Here is a 13535-nt window from a genome sequence, read left to right on the forward strand (position 1 = left end):
ACCTTTTAAACGCTTGTTCGGGACTCTGGTTCGGAAATTGCTACTTTTAATAGGTCTTACGCTTTCCAGTAACAGTACTTCTGCGCCACAAGCGCTCATATTGGTTCTTAGGGATTGAATAATGAAAAAAGCATTGCTGACCCTTTCTGCACTGGCGTTGTGCATGGCTACCGGCTCCGCGCTGGCCAAGGAATACAAAGAATTGCGTTTTGGCGTTGACCCTTCCTATGCGCCGTTCGAGTCCAAAGCAGCCGACGGCAGCCTGGTAGGCTTCGACATCGATCTGGGCAATGCGATCTGCGCCGAGCTGAAGGTCAAGTGCAAATGGGTCGAAAGCGATTTCGACGGCATGATTCCAGGCTTGAAAGCCAATAAATTCGACGGTGTGATCTCTTCGATGACCGTCACCCCGGCCCGCGAAAAAGTCATCGACTTCTCTGACGAGCTGTTTTCCGGCCCAACCGCTTATGTATTCAAAAAAGGTTCCGGCCTGAGCGAAGATGTCGCTTCGCTGAAGGGCAAGACCGTTGGCTATGAGCAAGGCACCATCCAGGAAGCCTACGCCAAGGCCGTGCTGGACAAGGCTGGCGTGAAAACCCAGGCCTATCAGAACCAGGATCAGGTGTATTCGGACCTGATGTCCGGTCGCCTCGACGCGGCAATCCAGGACATGCTGCAAGCCGAACTGGGCTTCTTGAAGTCTCCAAAAGGCGAAGGCTACGAAGTCAGCAAGCCGGTCGACAGCGAATTGCTGCCGTCGAAAACAGCTATCGGTATCTCTAAAGGTAACAAAGACCTCAAAGAGCTTTTGAATAAAGGTATCAAAGCGTTACACGACGATGGCACCTACGCCACCATTCAGAAGAAACACTTTGGCGATCTGAATCTGTACAGCGGCAAATAATGCCCGGCGCCCATCTCGCGATGGGCGCTTTTTTTACCCGATCAGGTTGCTGATTTATGTTCGAAAACCTATTACAAAGCCTGGGGCTTTCTGCCTTCAGCCTCAAGGGCTTCGGTCCGTTGCTGATGGAAGGCACCTGGATGACCATCAAATTATCGGTGTTGTCACTTTTGTTGGCCGTATTGCTCGGTCTGCTCGGTGCCAGTGCCAAGCTGTCAAAAGTCAAACTGGTGCGTGTACCGGCTCAGCTCTACACCACGCTGATTCGCGGGGTGCCCGACCTGGTACTGATGCTGCTGATCTTCTACAGCCTGCAAACCTGGCTGACCTCGTTTACCGATTTCATGGAATGGGAATACATCGAGATCAACCCGTTCAGCGCCGGGGTCATCACCCTGGGCTTCATTTATGGCGCGTACTTCACTGAAACGTTTCGCGGAGCGATCCTCGCCGTACCGCGGGGCCAGGTCGAAGCCGCCACTGCCTATGGCCTCAAACGCGGTCAGCGTTTTCGTATCGTGGTGTTCCCGCAAATGATGCGCTTCGCCCTGCCGGGTATCGGTAACAACTGGATGGTGATGCTCAAGGCCACCGCGCTGGTCTCGATCATCGGCCTCGCCGACCTGGTCAAGGCCGCGCAGGACGCCGGTAAAAGCACTTATCAACTGTTCTACTTCCTGGTGCTTGCCGCATTGATTTACCTGCTGATCACCAGTGCCTCCAATGTCGTCTTGCGCTGGCTCGAACGCCGCTACGCCGCCGGTTCCCGGGAGGCCGTACGATGATCGAACTCTTGCAGGAATACTGGAGAGCCTTCCTTTATACCGACGGCTACAACGTCACTGGCCTGGCCATGACCATGTGGCTGCTCAGCGCGTCGATCTTCATCGGTTTTGTGGTGTCGATCCCGCTGTCCATCGCCAGGGTTTCGCCCAAGTTCTACGTCCGCTGGCCGGTGCAGTTCTACACTTATCTGTTTCGGGGTACGCCGCTCTATATACAGCTGCTGATCTGTTACACCGGCATCTACAGCCTGGCCGCCGTGCGTGCCCAGCCAATCCTCGATGCGTTCTTTCGCGATGCGATGAACTGCACGATCCTGGCCTTCGCCCTGAACACCTGCGCCTACACCACGGAAATCTTCGCCGGGGCGATTCGCAGCATGGCCCACGGTGAAGTCGAAGCCGCCAAGGCCTACGGTCTGACAGGCTGGAAGCTCTATGCCTACGTGATCATGCCGTCGGCCCTGCGTCGCTCGTTGCCTTATTACAGCAACGAAGTGATTCTGATGCTGCACTCGACCACCGTGGCATTCACCGCGACTATCCCGGATGTATTGAAAGTCGCTCGTGATGCGAACTCGGCGACCTTCCTGACATTCCAGTCGTTCGGCATCGCCGCGCTGATCTACCTGACCGTTACCTTTGCGCTGGTCGGCCTGTTTCGCCTTGCCGAACGCCGATGGCTGGCCTTCCTCGGGCCGACTCACTAGGACAATTCGTACATGCGCCACCAGATTCATGACCTGCTGGCCCCGCTGCCGGGGACCGTGCGACAGATTCACAGCTTCCACTTCGGCTCGCCGTCGGCCAAAGGCAAGATTTACATCCAGTCCTCCCTGCATGCCGATGAATTGCCCGGCATGTTAGTGGCCTGGCACCTCAAGCAACGTCTGGCGGAGCTGGAAGCCGCCGGCCGGCTGCGTAGCGAAATCGTACTGGTGCCCGTGGCCAACCCGGTCGGCCTGGAACAGGTGTTGATGGACGTTCCACTGGGCCGCTACGAGCTGGAAAGCGGGCAGAACTTCAATCGCTGGTTTGTCGATTTAAGTGAAGAAGTCGGCAACGAAATCGAAGGCTTGCTCGGCGATGATCCGCAACGCAACCTTGAATTGATCCGCGGCTGCCTGCGAAAAGCGTTGGCGCGGCAGACCGCAGGCACTCAACTGCAATCCCAACGCCTGACCCTGCAACGGCTCGCCTGCGATGCAGACATGGTGCTGGATCTGCATTGCGACTTCGAAGCCGTGGCGCACCTTTACACCACGCCCGAGGCCTGGCCGCAGGTCGAGCCGCTGGCGCGCTACATCGGTTCCGAAGCCAGCCTGCTGGCCACCGACTCTGGCGGCCAATCGTTCGATGAATGTTTCACCCTGCTCTGGTGGCAGTTGAAAGAGCGCTTCGGCGAGCAATTCGAGATTCCGCTGGGCAGTTTTTCAGTCACCGTCGAATTGCGCGGCCAGGGTGACGTCAATCACCCGCTGGCCAGCCTGGACAGCCAGGCGCTGATCGATTATCTGATTCATTTCGGCGCGATTGCCGGTGAGCCGGCGCCATTACCGGAACTGCCCTACCCGGCCACACCACTGGCCGGCGTTGAACCGGTGGCGACACCGGTGGGCGGGCTTCTGGTGTTCACGGCCCTGCCCGGGGAATACCTGGAGGCCGGGCAACTGATTGCCGAAGTGATCGACCCGATCAATGATCGTGTCACCCCTGTTCATTGCACTGCCGCCGGGCTGATGTACGCCCGTTCGCTGCGGCGCATGGCCACTGCCGGCATGGTGATCGCCCACGTCGCGGGCACCGAAGCCTATCGCAGCGGCTACCTACTTTCGCCTTGAGGATGCATGCCCCATGTACAAACTGACCATTGAAGGCCTGCATAAAAGCTATGGCGATCATCAGGTGCTCAAAGGCGTTTCGCTCAAGGCCAAAACCGGCGACGTCATCAGCCTGATCGGCGCCAGCGGCTCGGGCAAAAGCACCTTTTTGCGCTGCATCAACTTTCTCGAACAACCCAACGACGGCGCCATGAGCCTGGACGGCCAGAACATCCGCATGATCAAGGATCGCCACGGCATCCACGTGGCCGATGCAGATGAATTGCAGCGGATCCGCACCCGCCTGGCCATGGTGTTCCAGCACTTCAACCTGTGGAGCCACATGACGGTGCTGGAAAACATCACCATGGCCCCGCGCCGGGTACTCGGTTGCAGCAAGAAAGAGGCCGAAGACCGTGCCCGACGTTACCTCGACAAGGTTGGCCTGGCGGAACGCGTGGCAGATCAGTACCCGGCGTTTCTTTCGGGCGGCCAGCAACAACGGGTAGCCATTGCCCGCGCACTGGCCATGGAACCGGAAGTCATGCTGTTCGACGAACCGACCTCCGCGCTGGACCCGGAACTGGTGGGCGAAGTGCTCAAGGTCATCCAGGGCCTGGCCGAAGAAGGCCGGACCATGATCATGGTCACCCACGAAATGAGCTTCGCCCGCAAGGTATCGAGCCAGGTGCTGTTCCTGCACCAGGGGTTGGTGGAAGAAGAAGGTGCGCCGGAGGATGTTCTGGGTAATCCGAAGAGTGAGCGACTGAAGCAGTTCCTCAGCGGCAACCTCAAATAACCCACCAGCATCAATGTCACTGACGGACCGCTTTCGCGGGCGATCTTTGTCATAGACGAACGAAATATGGCCAGTCAGCTGAAATCTTTTACAGATATCAGCTGACTGGCCATTCATTTCGGCAACAGGTCAGGCGACTGGCGCGGGTGGTGGTTCGTCCGGAAGAGTCGGCTCTCCGGGCTCTGTCGGTTGTTCGTTGGGGGTATCGGGATCAGGCTGGCCGGGGATGCCCCCTGCCATGCTGACTGGCGGATGTGCCAACAAGGACCAGGCCAGCACGCCAACCTGATTGGGCTCAAGACTTGCCAGTTCGGCACTTATTCGTGGATCGATCTTCATGAAGCACTCCTGAGCGATGGCCCGATCCGCCTTGCGCGAATCGGAGCAGTACATTCCATAGAGTGTACGCCCGCTCAGGAATTCCAACGGTTTGTCAGACGGCTGACTCAGGTACGCGGCAGGGTCACGCCACGCTGGCCCTGATACTTGCCGCCACGGTCCTTGTAGGAGACTTCGCACTCTTCGTCCGACTCAAGGAACAACATCTGCGCTACGCCTTCGTTCGCGTAGATTTTCGCCGGCAGATTGGTGGTGTTGGAGAACTCCAGGGTCACGTGACCTTCCCACTCAGGCTCGAGCGGCGTGACGTTGACGATGATGCCGCAACGCGCGTAGGTGCTTTTACCCAGGCAAATGGTCAATACGTTACGCGGGATGCGGAAGTATTCGACGGTGCTGGCCAGAGCGAAGGAGTTCGGCGGAATGATGCACACGTCGCTGTGGATGTCGACGAAGCTGCCAGCATCGAAGTTTTTCGGGTCGACGATCGCCGAATTGATGTTGGTAAACACCTTGAAGTGATTGGTGCAACGCACATCGTAGCCGTAGCTGGACACGCCGTAGGAGATCACACGGCTATCGTCGCTGCCGCGCACCTGGCGCTCGACGAAGGGCTCGATCATGCCGTGCTCTTGCGCCATGCGGCGAATCCACTTGTCCGATTTGATGCTCATGGCGGGTGTCCTGAATAGCGAGGTGGAAAAATTCTGTCCGGCATCTTACCGGGCAGGCGCTCCGGGTTCAAAGTCCGGGAAACAATTCTCGCCGATCGCCCGTGAATCCTGGGCCTTCACCGCCATTCGATGCACCGTCAGTCATGAAAACAGAGAAACCTTCGCAAGAACCATTGGCACGTTCCGGAAAAAGGGTTAAGGTGGCGCCACTGTGCTGCTTGTGTCACTGAGAATCTCTACACGATATGTTGAATTTCGATCCAACCATCTACAAGAATTTTTCCTGCTCTTTGCACTCAGTCTCGGCCAGGGTTCTTCCTGCGTCGCAGTTATCTTTGTTCAAGGAGTTACACCATGTCTAATCGCCAAACCGGTACCGTTAAGTGGTTCAACGATGAAAAAGGCTTCGGCTTCATCACTCCACAATCCGGTGACGACCTGTTCGTTCACTTCAAAGCTATCCAATCCGACGGCTTCAAAAGCCTGAAAGAAGGCCAACAGGTTTCTTTCATCGCTACCCGCGGTCAGAAAGGCATGCAAGCTGAAGAAGTTCAAGTTATCTAACTTGTAACTTGCTTTAGTAAAAAGCCCCGCCCTCAAAAGCGGGGCTTTTTTGTGCCTGTGTGTTTTGTGTGGCAAAAAAAGATCGCAGCCTTAGACAGCTCCTACAGGATGTACCTCAACCCTGTGTAGGAGCTGCCGAAGGCTGCGATCTTTAGATCTTTCAGTCTTACCAGGTCACGCCAAACCCTGCGGTGTAACGGGTCTTGCTCAGGTCAGCCTCATCGCTACCACTGATGATGTCTTTCTCGGCCTTCAGGTTCAACGACGCCCAATCGGTGACTTTGTAGCGCAGGCCGACTTCGGCATCAAGGGCGTAATCCGCCACGCCCGACAGCGGCTTGCCGACCTCACCGTTGGTGAAGAACTCGACCTTCTTGCCGACCAGGTAACGGTTGTAGTCCCACTTCATCGCCAAGGAGTAGAAGTTTTCCTTGTTGCCGTTGGAATACTCATAGTCCGTATTGTTCAGCAGCGAGCCCAAGGAGAAGGCGCCCAGTTCGTTATCCCAGAACTGATAACCGGGGCCGGTACCGATGGTGCGCTGACGAGCGAGTTCTTCGACCTGGTCTCGCTTGTAATTCACACGCCCCTGCCAGAACCACTTCTCGGTGAGGAATCGGTCGAGAGAATATTCGGCACGCCAGTTATCAGTGGTGACGACGTCATCCTGGAACTCGCGGTTGTACTCACCTTCCGCCGTATGACGCCACCGACCATGACGTGCGGTGGTTTTGAAACCAACGTCATAATCATCAGTATCTTTTTCCGCACGCTGATAATCCAGCGCCATGTCGACATTACCTTTCCACACCAAATCCTCAACCACCGGTTTGGGCTTGAGCATCTGCTGGATACTGGCCAGTTCCACGGTCTTGGGGCCATCGCCATTGGCCAGGGTGACTTTGCCATCCTCTGCCGCGTGCAGCGCCTTGGCCTTCTCACCGGTGTAGGCATCCTGTTTGACCAACAGCTGCTGATCACTTTCCAGGGTTTTGACCTGTTTCCAGTCGATCGGGACCGCGCCAGCGTACTCGGTCTGAATCAACAGTTTGCCACCATCAAAGACGGTGATTTTGCCGCTCAACTTGTCACCGTTCTTCAACCAGACGGTATCGGCGAGCAAGGGAGTGGAAGCACTGACGACAGCGAGGCACAGCAAGGTTCTGGACAACATAAGCGAATCGAAAGCTCAACTTTGCGAAAAAAAGTCGGCATTATCCTCATGAATAAGGCCCTGACAAGGACTGACCCGACTATTTCTATTGAGTTCATTTCTCAATAGGCAATTCAGGATTTACTCTACAGACGGTCAATTGCGCATTTTTTCAGGAAGCCCGGGACGTGATCGACTCAAATGCAGAAACCGAAAGCGCGGCGCAAATCCGACGCACGGCGCTCTACCTGACCCTGGCACAAGTACCCAAGGGCAAAGTCGTAAGCTACGGCCAGCTCGCCGAGCTGGCGGGACTAGGTCGGGCTGCCCGTTGGGTCGGACGAACACTGAGCCAATTGCCCGGCGACACCAAACTACCTTGGCACCGGGTACTGGGTGCCGGCGGTCGGATCAGCCTGCCCGTGGGCAGCCCGTCAGGGGATGAACAACGGGCCCGATTGCGCATGGAAGGCATCAGTGTCCTGAACAATCGTGTTGATATTCAGCGTCATGGGTGGCGCCCGGTAGAGCACAGCGGTTAGAGTGCGCGCTTTGTTTTCGTATTTCTTGAGGCAGACTCCAGCCCATGCCCCGTAAAACCTGGCGCGCCGCGCTCGCCGCCTATGCCAGCCCCTCGACGCTCGTGCTGTTGCTGCTTGGTTTCGCCGCCGGCCTGCCCTACATGCTGGTGTTTTCGACGCTTTCAGTCTGGCTGCGCGAGGCCGGTGTTGCCCGCGAAACCATCGGCTACGCAAGCCTGATCGGCCTGGCCTACGCCTTTAAATGGGTCTGGTCCCCGCTGCTCGACCAATGGCGCCTGCCATTTCTTGGCAAGCTCGGTCGACGACGCTCCTGGCTGGTGCTGGCCCAGGCACTCGTAATCCTTGGCCTGATCGGCATGGGCTTCTGCGATCCGCAAAAACACCTGTCCTGGCTGATCGCCATCGCCGTGGTCGTCGCCTTTGCCTCGGCGACGCAAGACATCGCCGTCGATGCCTATCGCCTGGAAATCGCCGACGAAAGCCGTCAGGCCGCGTTGGCAGCCAGCTATATGGCCGGCTATCGGGTCGCGGCCCTGCTGGCGACGGCCGGCGCGCTGTTCTTCGCCGAGGGCTTCGGCTCCACTGGTTTCAACTATAAGCATGCGGCGTGGACGGGCACCTACGTGCTGTTCGGCGTCTTGATGATCCCGGCGCTGCTGACCTCCCTGTTCATGCGCGAGCCGCCGGTACCTCTACGTACTCAGTTGCAGGCCGGACGCTACAGCTTCGTACACCAACTGGCATCGGTGTTCGTGCTGATCGTGCTGCTGGTGTCCGTACCGGCCTTGTTCACCCAGCTCTACAACACTGACTTCGCCAGCGTATTGTTCGAAGGCGCCAGCGTGCTCGACCTGCTGCTCGAAGACCGCGCGTTCCTGCGGGCAATCCTCTATATCACGCTGACCGGCCTGTGCTTGTCGGCCATGGGCCGCCGTGGCCTGGCCCCGGTGCTTACCCCTGTCAACGACTTTATTCTGCGTTACCGCTGGCAAGCCCTGCTGCTGCTCGGGCTGATCGCCACCTATCGAATGTCCGATACGGTCATGGGCGTGATGGCCAACGTGTTCTACATCGACCAAGGGTTCACCAAGGATCAGATTGCCAGCGTCAGCAAGATATTCGGCCTGATCATGACGTTGGTCGGCGCCGGCATGGGCGGCCTGTTGATCGTGCGCTTCGGCATCCTGCCTATCCTGTTCATTGGCGGCGTTGCATCGGCTGGCACCAACCTGCTGTTCCTGATGCTTGCGGATATGGGTGCCGATCTGCAGATGCTGATCGCCACCATCTCACTGGATAACTTCAGCTCGGGCCTGGCAACTTCGGCATTTGTCGCTTACCTGTCGAGCCTGACCAATCTCAAATTCTCCGCCACCCAGTACGCCCTGCTCAGCTCGATCATGCTCTTGCTGCCCCGCCTGATCGGCGGTTACTCAGGGGTCATGGTGGAGAAATTCGGTTATCACAACTTCTTCCTGATCACCGCCCTGCTGGGCGTTCCGACCTTGTTGTTGATCGCCTTGCACTGGTTCCAGGAAAACCGCAGAGCCGGTCCGACACCGACGCCGGAACCGGTTCCAACCCAGGTCGCGGAAGAATCGTAGGCTCTTTACGCAGGAAACATCGCAGAGGGCGGGCAGATTCCCGCCCTAGGCCACACAGCCGGCCGCACTCCTGTACGCCAGCAGATCTCGCCCGTACAATGTTCCGTCATTTCTCGTCATCAGCAACCGACAACGGCCAACCATGCGCACCAGTCAATTTTTGCTCGCCACACAGAAAGAAACGCCTTCCGACGCGGTCGTCATCAGCCATCAGCTGATGCTGCGCGCCGGCATGATCCGCAAACTAGCCTCGGGCCTGTACACTTGGCTGCCGATGGGCTTGCGAGTGATGCGCAAGGTCGAAGCCATCGTGCGTGAAGAAATGAACGCCGCCGGCTCTCTCGAAGTGTTGATGCCGAGCACTCAACCGGCTGAGCTGTGGCAGGAATCCGGTCGCTGGGAAGAATATGGCCCTGAATTGCTGCGCTTCAAGGATCGCCACGGTCGCGATTTCTGCGCCGGCCCGACTCACGAAGAAGTCATCACCGACCTGATGCGTAACGAGTTGAGCAGCTACAAGCAGCTGCCGATCAACCTGTATCAGATCCAGACCAAATTCCGTGATGAAATCCGCCCACGCTTCGGTTTGATGCGCGGCCGCGAATTCATCATGAAGGACGCCTACTCGTTCCACGCCGACCAGGCATCGCTGCAGGTCACCTACGACCGCATGCACCAGGCGTACTGCAACGTGTTCACCCGCCTGGGCCTGAAATTCCGTCCGGTTGAAGCTGACAACGGCTCCATCGGTGGCGCCGGTTCCCACGAGTTCCACGTGCTGGCCGAATCCGGCGAAGACGACATCGTCTTCAGCAACGGTTCCGACTACGCCGCGAACATCGAGAAAGCCGAAGCCGTACCGCGGGAAACCTCTCGCGCTGCGCCGACTGAAGAGCTGCGCCTGGTCGACACGCCGAATGCCAAGACCATCGCGCAACTGGTGGAAGGCTTCAACCTGCCGATCGAAAAAACCATCAAGACCCTGGTGGTGCACGCTGAAGAAAAAGGCAAGCTGATTGCCCTGATCATCCGTGGCGACCACGAGCTGAACGAAATCAAGGCCGCCAACCAGCCTGGCGTTGCCAGCCCGCTGGTCATGGCTTCCGAAGCCGAACTGCGCGACGCCATTGGTGCCGGCGCCGGTTCCCTTGGCCCGTTGAACCTGCCACTGCCGATCATCATCGACCGTTCCGTCGAGCTGATGAGCGACTTCGGCATCGGTGCCAACATCGACGACAAGCACTACTTCGGCGTGAACTGGGAGCGTGATCTGCCGGTTCCGACCGTTGCCGACCTGCGCAACGTCGTGGCGGGCGATCCAAGCCCTGACGGCAAAGGCACCCTGGAAATCAAGCGCGGCATCGAAGTCGGGCACATTTTCCAGCTGGGCAACAAGTACAGCAAAGCGATGAAGTGCGAAGTGCTGGGCGAGAACGGCAAGCCGGTCACCCTGGAAATGGGCTGCTATGGCATCGGCGTGTCTCGCGTGGTGGCTGCCGCCATCGAACAGAACAACGACGAGAACGGGATTATCTGGAGCGACGCTCTGGCCCCGTTCCAGGTTGCCCTGGTACCGCTGCGCTACGAAACCGAACAGGTTCGCGAAGCCACCGACAAGCTCTACGCAGAACTGACTGCCGCCGGCTTCGAAGTGCTGCTGGACGACCGCGACAAGAAAACCAGCCCGGGCATCAAGTTCGCGGACATGGAGCTGATTGGCATTCCACACCGTATCGTGGTCAGTGACCGCGGCCTCGCCGACGGCAATCTGGAATACAAGAGCCGCACAGAGGCCGAGGCGCAAGCGCTGCCGGTCGCTGACGTGTTGTCTTTCCTCCAGGCCCGTATCCGCCGCTGACACCAGATAGAGACGTCATGTTCAAGCGAAACACCTTAGGCCTCGGTAGCGCCGCCTTGTGCGGCGCGCTGCTGGTCAGCGGCTGTGCCAACCAGATGTCACAACGCAGCGAGCACGAGGAACGGGTCGAGCGCAAATTGCTCGATCACAGCCTGCAGATTGATGTCGGCGAGCCCAAAGTGCTTGAGCTACCGCAACGTCGGGTGAAAATCCACGAGCAGAAAACCTTCGAAGTCACCGAGTTCGAAGTCACGCGCCGCTATGATCGCTATACGCCTTACCAACCCTGGCGGGAGGTCTACGAGATCCCGCTGGGCGCGGTGGCTGTGGTGGCCGGTGTCGGTGCGAACGTGGTCAACGTGTTCGCCCTCGGCAATCTGCCGGACAGCGTGACGAAGGACTGGCTCGGCTATGGTTTCGCCGGGCTCAACCCGTTCATGAACGTGCAGTCTCACGGTCGCGCACAGCAGAACCTGGCGGGCATCGACGAAGTCCAGCGCGACAAGCGCACGGAATATTCGAGCCTGCCATGGAGCGAACGTCCGGTGCAGGTCAAGGCTGGCAAGAACACCTTCGAACTGACCACCGACCGTAACGGCGTGTTGCGCCTGAACCTGCTGGACAGCCCGTTCGCTGAACATGACCTCAATCATCTGGGCAAGCTGCAAATCAGTGTCGAGGACAACAAGGACGATGTGCACACCGACTCGTCCCTGGCGATCAGCAGCAACTTGCGCGGCAAGCTGCTCGAAGCGCATGGGCTGATTTACGACGACCTCGAAGACGACGAAGTGAGCCAGTGGGTACACCGGGTCAAACGTCTGTCGGAACTGGGTCTGGAAGAAGAAGCCAGTGAGCTGGAACAGAGCCTGATCGAACTGACCCGCAACGATCCCGAGTTGCAGACCGAATTCCTCAAGTCATTGACCAAGGATGCCGGGCGACTGGTGGCGGATCCGGGACCGAATTAAACGCTTAAAAGCCTCGCGGGCAAGTCGGATCGCCGCACCGCCGCTCCCACAAGGACGATGCAGTACCTGTGGGAGCGGCGGTGCGGCGATCCGACTTGCCCGCGATGACGCCATTACATTCATTGCAAAACTACCGCTCAAACAACTCCATCTGCTCAAACCCGCCCCGCAAATCCTCCAGCCTCACCCCAATCCCCAACAACCGCACCGGTTTCCCACCACGGTTAAACGCCTGAGTCAGCAACAACTGATAACTCCCCAGATCCCGCCCTGCCCCGGCCTGCTCCAAAGTCGTCTGGGTAAAATCATGAAACTTCACTTTGACGAACGGCTTGCCCGGTCGATAGCTGCTGTCGATCCGCGCCATGCGGCCATTCAGGGACTCCAGCAACTCGGGCAATTTATCCAGGCAACTCACCAGGTCCGGCAGGTCCACGTCGTAAGTGTTTTCGACGCTGATCGACTGCCGCCGACTGTCGTTGTGCACCAACCGCTCATCGATCCCCCGGGCCAGGCTCCAGAGTCGCTCGCCGAAGCTGCCGAATTCACGCACCAGCGCCAACTTGTCCCATTCGCGCAAATGCGAGCAATCGACGATGCCGAGCTTGCCCAGCTTGTCGGCGGTCACTTTGCCAACCCCGTGCAGCTTGCTCACTGGCAAACCACTGACGAAGTCTTCCACCTGATCCGGGGTGATCACGAACAAGCCGTTAGGCTTCTTCCAGTCACTGGCGATCTTGGCGAGAAACTTGTTCGGCGCCACACCGGCCGACACGGTGATGTGCAACTGATTGGAGACCCGGCGGCGAATATCCTGGGCGATTCGCGTGGCACTGCCGCCGAAATGCGCGCTGTCCGACACGTCGAGGTAGGCCTCATCCAGGGAAAGCGGCTCGATCAGGTCGGTGTAATCGCGAAAGATCGTATGAATTTCCTTTGACGCTTCTCTATAGGCATCCATTCGTGGCTTGACGATGGTCAGGTCCGGACAGAGTTTCAGGGCATGTCCGGAAGACATCGCCGAGCGTACGCCATAAGCCCGCGCTTCATAGTTACAGGTGGCAATCACCCCACGCCGATCCGCCGAGCCGCCCACCGCCAATGGCTTACCGGCCAGGCGCGGGTCATCACGCATCTCGATGGCGGCGTAGAAACAGTCACAATCGACGTGGATGATTTTTCGCTGCGTCATATAAAAGCAGTGTTCATGGCGAAGAAATGATGTGTGGGTGAGTCGTACCGGCAGTATCTCACTGACACCTGTATATAGCACCAGTACTCTGAATGTTCTTTTTCCTTTGTAGGAAAAGCACGTATGAATTTATTTTCTCAATCGAAAGATCCCTCTCGATAGAGCCACAAGCCTTGCCCTGCCTGCGTTCCAGACCGGTAAGCGGGTGCTTTTTTCACCTAAGCGATTGAACAGGAACAGGTTTTACCGAGATTGAAGGTTGACAACCCTGCGATCCTCTGTAGAATGCCGACACACAGACGCGGGATGGAGCAGTCTGGTAGCTCGTCGGGC

Annotated in this window: 14 protein-coding genes; 10 read left to right on the forward strand and 4 right to left on the reverse strand. The window is 57.9% G+C overall.

What is annotated here, in order from left to right; translation table 11 throughout:
- The first annotated feature begins 121 nt into the window (after window positions 1-121).
- From MMG91_RS12620 to MMG91_RS12640, 5 genes are read left to right on the forward strand one after another with little or no spacing between them, the layout of a single operon-like run.
- On the forward strand, window positions 122-904 hold the full coding sequence (locus tag MMG91_RS12620; protein WP_310659771.1) for a transporter substrate-binding domain-containing protein: 783 nt from the start codon (window positions 122-124) through the stop codon (window positions 902-904).
- Between the two features lie 56 nt (window positions 905-960).
- Complete coding sequence (locus tag MMG91_RS12625) at window positions 961-1689, forward strand: ABC transporter permease (protein ID WP_305448454.1); 729 nt, start codon at window positions 961-963, stop codon at window positions 1687-1689.
- On the forward strand, window positions 1686-2396 hold the full coding sequence (locus MMG91_RS12630) for an ABC transporter permease (protein ID WP_305448453.1): 711 nt from the start codon (window positions 1686-1688) through the stop codon (window positions 2394-2396). The genes MMG91_RS12625 and MMG91_RS12630 overlap by 4 nt, the downstream gene beginning before the upstream one ends.
- A 12-nt stretch (window positions 2397-2408) precedes the next feature.
- Window positions 2409-3527: a succinylglutamate desuccinylase/aspartoacylase family protein gene (locus tag MMG91_RS12635; RefSeq protein WP_305448452.1), complete on the forward strand. Its 1119-nt coding sequence runs from the start codon at window positions 2409-2411 to the stop codon at window positions 3525-3527.
- A gap of 13 nt (window positions 3528-3540) precedes the next feature.
- A complete protein-coding gene (locus tag MMG91_RS12640) occupies window positions 3541-4305 on the forward strand; it encodes an ATP-binding cassette domain-containing protein (RefSeq protein WP_310659772.1) in 765 nt (254 codons plus the stop codon).
- Between the two features lie 129 nt (window positions 4306-4434).
- On the opposite strand, the gene MMG91_RS12645 is transcribed toward MMG91_RS12640, so the two are convergent.
- Together MMG91_RS12645 and dcd are read right to left on the reverse strand one after the other, a co-directional pair.
- The gene (locus MMG91_RS12645) at window positions 4435-4644 is read right to left on the reverse strand and encodes a hypothetical protein (RefSeq protein WP_310659773.1); all 210 of its coding nucleotides are present in this window, start codon (window positions 4642-4644) and stop codon (window positions 4435-4437) included.
- A gap of 107 nt (window positions 4645-4751) precedes the next feature.
- Window positions 4752-5318, reverse strand: a complete 567-nt coding sequence (dcd, locus tag MMG91_RS12650) for a dCTP deaminase (protein WP_007904652.1) — start codon at window positions 5316-5318, stop codon at window positions 4752-4754.
- Between the two features lie 354 nt (window positions 5319-5672).
- Between dcd and MMG91_RS12655 the strand changes: the two genes are divergently transcribed.
- On the forward strand, window positions 5673-5882 hold the full coding sequence (locus MMG91_RS12655; RefSeq protein WP_002554837.1) for a cold-shock protein: 210 nt from the start codon (window positions 5673-5675) through the stop codon (window positions 5880-5882).
- A gap of 166 nt (window positions 5883-6048) precedes the next feature.
- On the opposite strand, the gene MMG91_RS12660 is transcribed toward MMG91_RS12655, so the two are convergent.
- A complete protein-coding gene (locus MMG91_RS12660) occupies window positions 6049-7056 on the reverse strand; it encodes a DUF481 domain-containing protein (RefSeq protein ID WP_310659774.1) in 1008 nt (335 codons plus the stop codon).
- 167 nt (window positions 7057-7223) lie between these two features.
- Between MMG91_RS12660 and MMG91_RS12665 the strand changes: the two genes are divergently transcribed.
- The 4 genes from MMG91_RS12665 to MMG91_RS12680 all read left to right on the forward strand — a co-directional run bounded on the left by MMG91_RS12665 (window position 7224) and on the right by MMG91_RS12680 (window position 12010).
- Window positions 7224-7577 (forward strand): MGMT family protein, encoded by a 354-nt coding sequence (locus tag MMG91_RS12665; protein WP_310659775.1) that lies wholly within the window; start codon window positions 7224-7226, stop codon window positions 7575-7577.
- Between the two features lie 44 nt (window positions 7578-7621).
- The gene (locus MMG91_RS12670; RefSeq protein WP_310659776.1) at window positions 7622-9181 is read left to right on the forward strand and encodes an AmpG family muropeptide MFS transporter; all 1560 of its coding nucleotides are present in this window, start codon (window positions 7622-7624) and stop codon (window positions 9179-9181) included.
- 142 nt (window positions 9182-9323) lie between these two features.
- Window positions 9324-11039, forward strand: coding sequence for a proline--tRNA ligase (locus tag MMG91_RS12675; RefSeq protein WP_305504924.1), 1716 nt, complete (start codon window positions 9324-9326; stop codon window positions 11037-11039).
- Window positions 11040-11056: 17 nt separating this feature from the next.
- Window positions 11057-12010, forward strand: coding sequence for a hypothetical protein (locus MMG91_RS12680; protein WP_305448446.1), 954 nt, complete (start codon window positions 11057-11059; stop codon window positions 12008-12010).
- A gap of 130 nt (window positions 12011-12140) precedes the next feature.
- Here MMG91_RS12680 and dinB read toward each other — a convergent pair whose 3' ends face one another.
- The gene (dinB, locus tag MMG91_RS12685; protein WP_305448445.1) at window positions 12141-13202 is read right to left on the reverse strand and encodes a DNA polymerase IV; all 1062 of its coding nucleotides are present in this window, start codon (window positions 13200-13202) and stop codon (window positions 12141-12143) included.
- Window positions 13203-13535: the final 333 nt, after the last annotated feature.

The sequence above is a fragment of the Pseudomonas sp. JL3 genome (assembly GCF_031570575.1).
Classification (GTDB): Bacteria; Pseudomonadota; Gammaproteobacteria; order Pseudomonadales; family Pseudomonadaceae; genus Aquipseudomonas; species Aquipseudomonas cucumis.

Bases quoted from the DNA above. Each gene is read 5' to 3' on its own strand.
- MMG91_RS12670 (WP_310659776.1), top strand. From the start codon at position 7,622: ATGCCCCGTAAAACCTGGCGCGCCGCGCTCGCCGCCTATGCCAGCCCC.
- MMG91_RS12675 (WP_305504924.1), top strand. From the start codon at position 9,324: ATGCGCACCAGTCAATTTTTGCTCGCCACACAGAAAGAAACGCCTTCC.
- dcd (WP_007904652.1), bottom strand. From the start codon at position 5,318: ATGAGCATCAAATCGGACAAGTGGATTCGCCGCATGGCGCAAGAGCAC.
- MMG91_RS12630 (WP_305448453.1), top strand. From the start codon at position 1,686: ATGATCGAACTCTTGCAGGAATACTGGAGAGCCTTCCTTTATACCGAC.
- dinB (WP_305448445.1), bottom strand. From the start codon at position 13,202: ATGACGCAGCGAAAAATCATCCACGTCGATTGTGACTGTTTCTACGCC.
- MMG91_RS12635 (WP_305448452.1), top strand. From the start codon at position 2,409: ATGCGCCACCAGATTCATGACCTGCTGGCCCCGCTGCCGGGGACCGTG.
- MMG91_RS12680 (WP_305448446.1), top strand. From the start codon at position 11,057: ATGTTCAAGCGAAACACCTTAGGCCTCGGTAGCGCCGCCTTGTGCGGC.
- MMG91_RS12640 (WP_310659772.1), top strand. From the start codon at position 3,541: ATGTACAAACTGACCATTGAAGGCCTGCATAAAAGCTATGGCGATCAT.
- MMG91_RS12655 (WP_002554837.1), top strand. From the start codon at position 5,673: ATGTCTAATCGCCAAACCGGTACCGTTAAGTGGTTCAACGATGAAAAA.
- MMG91_RS12645 (WP_310659773.1), bottom strand. From the start codon at position 4,644: ATGAAGATCGATCCACGAATAAGTGCCGAACTGGCAAGTCTTGAGCCC.
- MMG91_RS12625 (WP_305448454.1), top strand. From the start codon at position 961: ATGTTCGAAAACCTATTACAAAGCCTGGGGCTTTCTGCCTTCAGCCTC.
- MMG91_RS12660 (WP_310659774.1), bottom strand. From the start codon at position 7,056: ATGTTGTCCAGAACCTTGCTGTGCCTCGCTGTCGTCAGTGCTTCCACT.
- MMG91_RS12620 (WP_310659771.1), top strand. From the start codon at position 122: ATGAAAAAAGCATTGCTGACCCTTTCTGCACTGGCGTTGTGCATGGCT.